The sequence below is a fragment of the Arthrospira sp. PCC 8006 genome, from assembly GCF_046480465.1.
Classification (GTDB): Bacteria; Cyanobacteriota; Cyanobacteriia; order Cyanobacteriales; family Microcoleaceae; genus Limnospira; species Limnospira platensis.
Genome location: NZ_PKGG01000241.1, coordinates 1 through 7,082 on the forward strand (window position 1 = coordinate 1; position 7,082 = coordinate 7,082).

A 7,082-nucleotide genomic window follows, 5' to 3' on the forward strand; every position below is an offset into this window, starting at 1 on the left:
CTAACCCCCACAAATAGTAGCACAGACTATCTGTAATAATCTAAATACCCCCATATAAATGAGGATAAAAAACCGTGAAAATATTAGTAACTGGTGCGGCGGGATTTATTGGATTTCATCTGTGTCAACATTTATTGAAAAGGGGGGATACAGTCATTGGCATTGATAATCTCAATGATTATTATGCAGTATCTTTAAAAGAAGACCGGATAGCCCAACTGAAACCCTTAGAAAAATTTACGTTTTATAAACTAGATTTATGCGATAAAGTCGGCATAAAAAAACTGTTTTCCGAACACCAATTTGAGGCAGTAGCCCACCTCGCCGCCCAAGCCGGAGTCCGTTACTCTCTGAAAAATCCCTACGCTTATATTGATAGTAATTTAGTGGGGTTTATCAATGTTTTAGAAGGCTGTCGTCATCATCAAATCCCACACTTGGTTTTTGCTTCTTCGAGTTCGGTTTATGGTTCCAATAAAACCGTGCCTTTTTCGGTAGGGGATTATGTAGATTATCCAGTTAGTCTGTATGCGGCGACAAAGAAAGCTAATGAATTGATGGCTCATAGCTACAGTCACCTGTATCATATTCCCACGACGGGATTAAGATTTTTTACGGTTTATGGTCCTTGGTATCGTCCTGATATGGCGATGTTTATTTTTACGAAAGCTATCTTAGCCGACCAACCGATTCCGGTATTTAACTATGGTAATATGGAGCGAGATTTTACCTATGTTGATGATGTGGTGGAAGGAGTAATTCGGGTAATTGATAAAATCCCACAACCGGGAAGCAATCAAGCGGAAATTGAAGGAGTGAAAACCACTGCCCCTTATCAGATTTATAACATCGGTAATAATAAACCGGTAAATTTATTGTACTTGATTGAAGTCCTGGAAAATGTCTTAGGGAAAAAAGCCCAGAAAAATATGCTTCCCATGCAGCCGGGAGATGTGCCGATTACCTATGCTAATGTAGATTCATTGATAGCAGATGTAGGATTTAAACCAAGTACACCCATAGAGGTGGGAGTAGAAAAATTTGTGGCTTGGTATAAATCCTATTATGGTGTTTAACCGGATGGGAGACAGGACTCGCCGTCACAGATATGGGGACGATATTATGATCGCATCTAGCAATCACCTCCGCCCCCCAAGGCTCAATTATCCATGCTGCCGGGAAAGCGCCCTACTCGGTCAGGAAAAATCCGCCGGAGCATTTTCGGGTAAAATCTGGCGATCGCGTAAAGTTTGAACACGGGTAAATTGAGACAGGAAATATTGAGTTACCAAAGTAGGTTGTTCCGCCTGCATCAAAGAGCGCACCACAGCCACCCTAGTCGCCCCAGCCATCAAAACATCATCAAAATTGTTCATATTAATGCCGCCGATAGCAAACCAGGGAACCGAAGCATGACGAGTCGCATGGCGCACATATTCCAAACCCGCCGCCTGCTTATCAGGCTTAGTGGGAGTAGCATAGACCGGACCGACCCCAATATAATCGGCACCTTCTGCGATCGCCAGTTTCATCTCTTCGGGATTAGTAGTTGATTTCCCGACAATTTTTTGAGGACCCAAAAGCTGTTTAGCCACAGCAATAGGTAAATCCTGCTGTCCCAAATGTACCCCATCAGCATTAACAGCGATCGCAATATCAACCCGGTCATTAACCAAAAACAGGGCATTATAACGGTGGCAAAGCTGACAAAGCTGGCGGGCATTTTTCCAACGCTGATGATCATCAGTATCCTTATCGCGATACTGAACCACCTTTAATCCCCCTTGTAAAGCCGCCTCCACCACCGACATCAACCTTTCCGAGGGAGAAGTCACCAAATACAAATTCGCCCTTTGTAGCGTCTGATGTCGTCCGTAGGCGAGTAAATTACTTTCCAGCGTATAGACCCGGTAGCGCATCTGCTTAACCGCCGCCCCCATATTGGGATGGTAAACCTTACCATATTCCTCCAGGACTCGCAAAGCCTCCTCTACCCGGCAAAAATTGACCTGTATCACCTGTTCCAGGCTTTCTCGGTTTTCCTCCGAGGGATGACTCAACTGAGTACCCACATCCGTGGTAGTATCCCGGGACATCCGCAACTCATTACTGTGCCACTGTGCCAGTTGCTGTCGCAAATTCTTGCACTCCGCAGCCATTTCCGAATTATCCAAGCCAAACCTAAACCATTCCTCAATAGTTCGGATACCCTCCCGCGCCCGGTCTAAGTTGGCATCTAAAATCCGATAAAGTGCTGGTTGTCCCAGTTTAGTCTTATGATTCAAATCGCCCATCGAAATCTCCTCACCAACTCCATCAAGCCAAATAATCAAGCCCAATCATGATCAACCACGGCGCAGGTTAATATATCAGATTTTCTTTAGCCGTGGGCGGAACCACCATTACGAAAATTAATCATATAAAAAAACCAGGTGTTGCCATAATAGGGGATACTGGACCAAAATAGATTAATTTTCCCAATTAATATTACAGTTTGTCGGAGTTTTGCCGTGAGTTCTAAATCCCCCCGCAACTGTCAATATCCTAAAAAGCAAACCTCAGCCGAGGCTTTGTTATTGACAGACACCCAGCCCAACAGTTCCCTGAACTCACCCTCGTCAGCCGATGATGGGAACTTAACTGGCAGCGATCTGAAGCTGCTACCCCGCCCTCTCTTCCCCCTAGGTTCACCTAGGCCTAAAACAGCTTGGTTATCTCTAAAGCTGATTTTAATGATTATAGTCTCCAGTGTGGGATTAGTGGGAATCGCATCGGCCGCATTCGCTAGCCCCTGTAGAGACGGGTGCACAGAGCAACTATCGGAGACACCAGCCAACTATATACACCCGCCCCTACTACTGGCTCAAACACCTACAGCCACTCCCAATTCAGTCAATGTAATTTATGTGAGTTCATCTACGGGAAATGACTCTAATAATGGTAGCGAGGCTTCACCGTTGAGAACCATCACCCAAGCCTTGAGAGTCGCCCCACCGAATACGGCTATTATATTGGCACCAGGAACCTATAGCACCGAGACGGGAGAAGCGTTCCCCTTAATACTTAAACCTAATATTACAATTCAGGGTAATACCGAGAATAAGGGTCAGGATGTGGTTATTTATGGCGGGGGAGTGTTTAGCAGTCGGGTTTTTGCTAACCAGAATGTAGCTATTGTGGGAGCGAATGCAGCCCGGTTAAGTGGGGTAACTGTGACTAATCCTCACTCGCGCGGTTATGGTTTATGGATTGAATCTAGCTCGATGGTTGTATCTAATAATACCTTTACGGGCAATATTCATGATGGTATTTCTGTGGTGGGAACCAGTGCGCCTTTAGTTCAACAAAACAGTTTTGCTAATAATGGAGCCAATGGCATTACTGTTTATGGTTCATCTAAGCCGGAAATCCGCGATAATGATTTTGAAAACACTGGTTTTGGTATTAATATCGCCCAACAGTCAGAGCCGTTTGTCGTGGGTAATCGAATTGCCTATAATCGTGATGGCATAGTGATTCAAGCGAGCGCTCGTCCGGTACTACGCAATAACTATATCGAACAAAATGAGCGTGATGGTATTGTGGTTATTGCTCAATCTTTGCCGGATTTGGGAACGCCAACGGAACCGGGAGAGAATGTGATCCGCAATAATGGCCGCTATGATGTGAATAATGGTACTAAGGGTTTAACGATTCTTGCCTACGGTAATGAGTTGGCTATGACTAAAAATGCTGGCTCTGTAGAGTTGGCGGGTAGTTACCAGAGTGGGGCTGGGCCTTCTGCGATCGCTAATCGCATGATGGGAAGTTCTACTCAGGAGGGTGGTCAAAATACTTCTTCGTCAATTTCCCCCATTAATCAAGCGGCTTCGTTACCCATTTATCTACCTGAGTCTAATGTGACTCCACTTTCAAACACGGCACCGCCTCCGATTCCTGTGGATGACTCGGAGGCGATTGTGATTCCGGTACCGCCGCCAGAACGTCCTCAGCCGGCGATATCTGCCCCTGTAGGGTCTGGTTCCCCACCTCCACCAGAACCACCTCAGTCGGCGGCGGAAAACTCGTCTACGGGCTCGCTGTTGCTGTCTCTGATGAGACGGGCTGTGACCAGTGCCTCTAATCCTGAAGAAAACTCCCAAACAGTTTATATTCCGGTGCCAGCACCCCAAAGACAATCTACGATTACATCCCCACCACCAGCACCCTCGTCTGATATTCTCCGGGTTCCTGGTGGTAATATTCCTATTGGTACTGGGGGAGGACAACTACCAAGCCAAGTAACGGCAGGTCTTGCGCCTGCAACTACGGCGGGTATATTGGGGTTGCGATATAGAGTGGTGGTGAGTGATACTAGCAGTCAAGTTCTGCAAAGAGTGCGATCGCTTGTTCCCCAAGCCTTTACGACGGTGATTAATGGGCGATCGCTTATCCAAGCTGGAGCCTTCCGCAGCCAACACGAGGCGAATAGGTTATTACAACAATTGCGCCAACGGGGTGTTACTGCGACTATCGAACCGTTTAATTAACACGGATCGCCGGAATTCCCCACCGTCTTTTACTGTGGGGATGGATAGGTGATCACACGGGAGTTTGGTGGCTCTGTCTCTTTAGGGTGGAGGTGCGGCCAACTAATTCAATGGCTCCCACCTCAAGAAGTAGGCGGGGGCTATTGAAAATTTCACTTTTCACTGGTGGCAATATTCTTTAACGGCGGAATCAACTGTAGGGATAAACCCTCGCGGGCGATTAAACTATTAGGAAAGGCATCAGCCACGTTTTCACCTATTTTATCCATGAAATCATCGTTGTGTAGTGGGTCATGGTGAAAAATCACCAATTTTTGAACTCCCGCAGCCTGAGCGACCTTCACCGCTTCCTGCCAGGTAGAATGTCCCCAACCTACCTTACTAGACTTAGGCGAGTAATACTCCTCATCGGTATAGGTGGCATCATAAATCAGTACATTAGCATTGCGGGCTAACTTGAGTACATTTTCATCAAGACGATATGGAAAATGCTCCGTATCGGTGACATAGGCGGTGGTGTAGCCTTTCCAACTGACGCGATATCCCACGGCTTCCCCCGGATGATTGAGTAAAGCCGTTTCAATGACTAGATCATCTTCGAGGTAAATTGACTCGCCTATAGTGAGATCAATAAAGTTAAGTTTAGCTCCCATTACCTGTAAAGGAACTGGGAAGTTAGGGTGAAGCATCTGGTCGTTGAGGCGCTGCTCAATTGTGGAACCATTAGGTGCGATCGCTCCATAAATGTTAAACGTATTGATGGGAACAAAGGCCGGAGCAAAAAAGGGGAACCCTTGGATATGGTCCCAGTGGGAATGGGTAAAGAACATATGAGCGGTTACTGGCATTTCTGCTAATAATGCTTGTCCCAGGACCCGTAAGCCTGTCCCACCGTCAAAAATCAATCGTTGCGACCCCACCCGCATCTCAACACAGGGGGTGTTCCCACCATATCGAACTGTTGTCGTTCCCGGACAGGAAATACTTCCTCGAACGCCCCAAAAGTGAACCGTAAATTGGTGTTTTGTGCTGGACATGGGTTTTTTTGGAAGATTCAGCTAGGCGGTTTATGGCTTCTTTTGACTCAGCCTTGGTTGTTTAATCCGATTTTTATGGCTAAGTTATCAAACCAAGCCAAGTACGCCAGGTCAGGAATTGCTAATGGTTTCCCACCCAACTGCCATCATCTTAGCAAAATTTGTAGCACCTTTTGCGATAGTTGCTCAGATTCCCCATAGTGCGATCGCCCCATATACCCAAAACCAGTTAAAATTGAACCTTGAGGTGATTCACAATTAACTGTGCATCAAAAGTGTAGAAGGTAATTTTAGATATATTCTCCGCCGTTACGGTTAATTCGGCGTTCGGTAATACAGACCCAATCGAATCACTAGGTTTATTAACCTTCATCTCATCTGTAGCCAGCAATTGGCCATTTTTATCAAAGGCTGACATCACCGTATGTCGAGAACTTGTCACCCTAGCCCAAACTTGACGCACCCCGTCAGAAAATGTCACTTCTAGTGTGCCGCCCTTGGGTGCGCCCATGAGAACTGTTACCCCAGGTTCAATGCCAAATCGCGGATTAGAGGGTTGAAGGGCGATCGCATTATGAAATTTAATACCCCAATGCTGGAATTGCTCCTCTACTTTCTCAAATCCCTGTAATTTTTCCAACGCTAACCGAATGCGAGTCGAGGGCGACAACTGTGGCAATTTTTCATAGTCAGCAGACCCGGAAGATTTAGCTCTGTTCCTAGAACTCGGTGAGTCTGTACCCACGGGATGAACTACCAGTTCCGATGTTTTTTCTTTTCGCTTGCTAGAGTCTAATTTTCCGATGTGATTCTGCATTCGAGTCACTTCCTGAACCACCATTGGGCTAAAATCCTCTACCATAGAAATGCTCATAACTAAATTCCTCGACAGCATTGAAATTGAGGGTTTTGTTACTGCTATAGCCGACAACCGGGGACTGTTCTATCTGTGTTGGTTAGATGCTAAATAAATACCCTTAGCCATGGTTTCAGGAACGACAAGCCCCAATCAGGAGATTTTGGAAAAAACATCATGGAATTGGGCCCATTGATTACCCGGTCACTGGACAGTTAAAGACAGTACACTGAGGGCTAATAGCCGTGAGGGGTGTTACCCATCACTGAATTATAACAGTCAAAAGTCACTCTGGGATGAGGTAAAGTGCCAATTTACCCATTATCGCGATTTTATCCACTGTTATATAACCGGAATTTTCAGCAACCGGGATAGTCCAATTAAGGCAATTTAATGGGCATAATATATTCGCAAAAAACCAAAATTAAAGGAGTTTTAAAAATGTTTTATTCCCTTGGATTTACGCCAGATTCGATAGTTACTTCTCTAGGTAGAATGGTGTATTATACGGCTACCACAAGCCCCTGGATAAGCTCGGAAGACAAGGAAGCCGAAAAAAAGCCGTCTTTATTTTTTTTGCATGGTTTTGGGGGCGGTTCTTCTGCTTATGAATGGTCTAAAGTCTATCCAGCCTTTGCAGCCGATTATAAAATTTTGCGC

6 protein-coding genes are annotated in these 7,082 nt (G+C 45.7%); 3 read left to right on the forward strand and 3 right to left on the reverse strand.

Annotation, left to right across the window (positions count from 1 at the left end; all coding sequences use genetic code 11):
* Positions 1-74: 74 nt before the first annotated feature.
* Positions 75-1,076 carry an NAD-dependent epimerase gene (locus tag B9T16_RS23550; RefSeq protein WP_006619621.1) on the forward strand — a complete coding sequence of 334 codons (1,002 nt, stop codon included), beginning with the start codon at positions 75-77 and terminating at the stop codon, positions 1,074-1,076.
* Positions 1,077-1,196: 120 nt separating this feature from the next.
* Here B9T16_RS23550 and B9T16_RS23555 read toward each other — a convergent pair whose 3' ends face one another.
* Positions 1,197-2,294 carry a thiamine phosphate synthase gene (locus B9T16_RS23555; protein WP_006619622.1) on the reverse strand — a complete coding sequence of 366 codons (1,098 nt, stop codon included), beginning with the start codon at positions 2,292-2,294 and terminating at the stop codon, positions 1,197-1,199.
* Positions 2,295-2,510: 216 nt separating this feature from the next.
* On the opposite strand from B9T16_RS23555, the gene B9T16_RS23560 reads away from it, so the two are divergent.
* Entirely contained in the window at positions 2,511-4,529 is a 2,019-nt protein-coding gene (locus B9T16_RS23560) for a DUF1565 domain-containing protein (RefSeq protein WP_410245911.1), read from the forward strand.
* A 152-nt stretch (positions 4,530-4,681) separates the two neighbouring features.
* Here B9T16_RS23560 and B9T16_RS23565 read toward each other — a convergent pair whose 3' ends face one another.
* Both B9T16_RS23565 and B9T16_RS23570 read right to left on the reverse strand, forming a co-directional pair.
* A complete protein-coding gene (locus B9T16_RS23565; protein ID WP_410245912.1) occupies positions 4,682-5,566 on the reverse strand; it encodes an MBL fold metallo-hydrolase in 885 nt (294 codons plus the stop codon).
* A gap of 229 nt (positions 5,567-5,795) precedes the next feature.
* Positions 5,796-6,440: a hypothetical protein gene (locus B9T16_RS23570; RefSeq protein WP_152088529.1), complete on the reverse strand. Its 645-nt coding sequence runs from the start codon at positions 6,438-6,440 to the stop codon at positions 5,796-5,798.
* A 423-nt stretch (positions 6,441-6,863) separates the two neighbouring features.
* Here B9T16_RS23570 and B9T16_RS23575 point away from each other — a divergent pair.
* A partial coding sequence (locus B9T16_RS23575) for an alpha/beta fold hydrolase (RefSeq protein ID WP_410245913.1) occupies positions 6,864-7,082 on the forward strand: 219 nt, incomplete at its 3' end.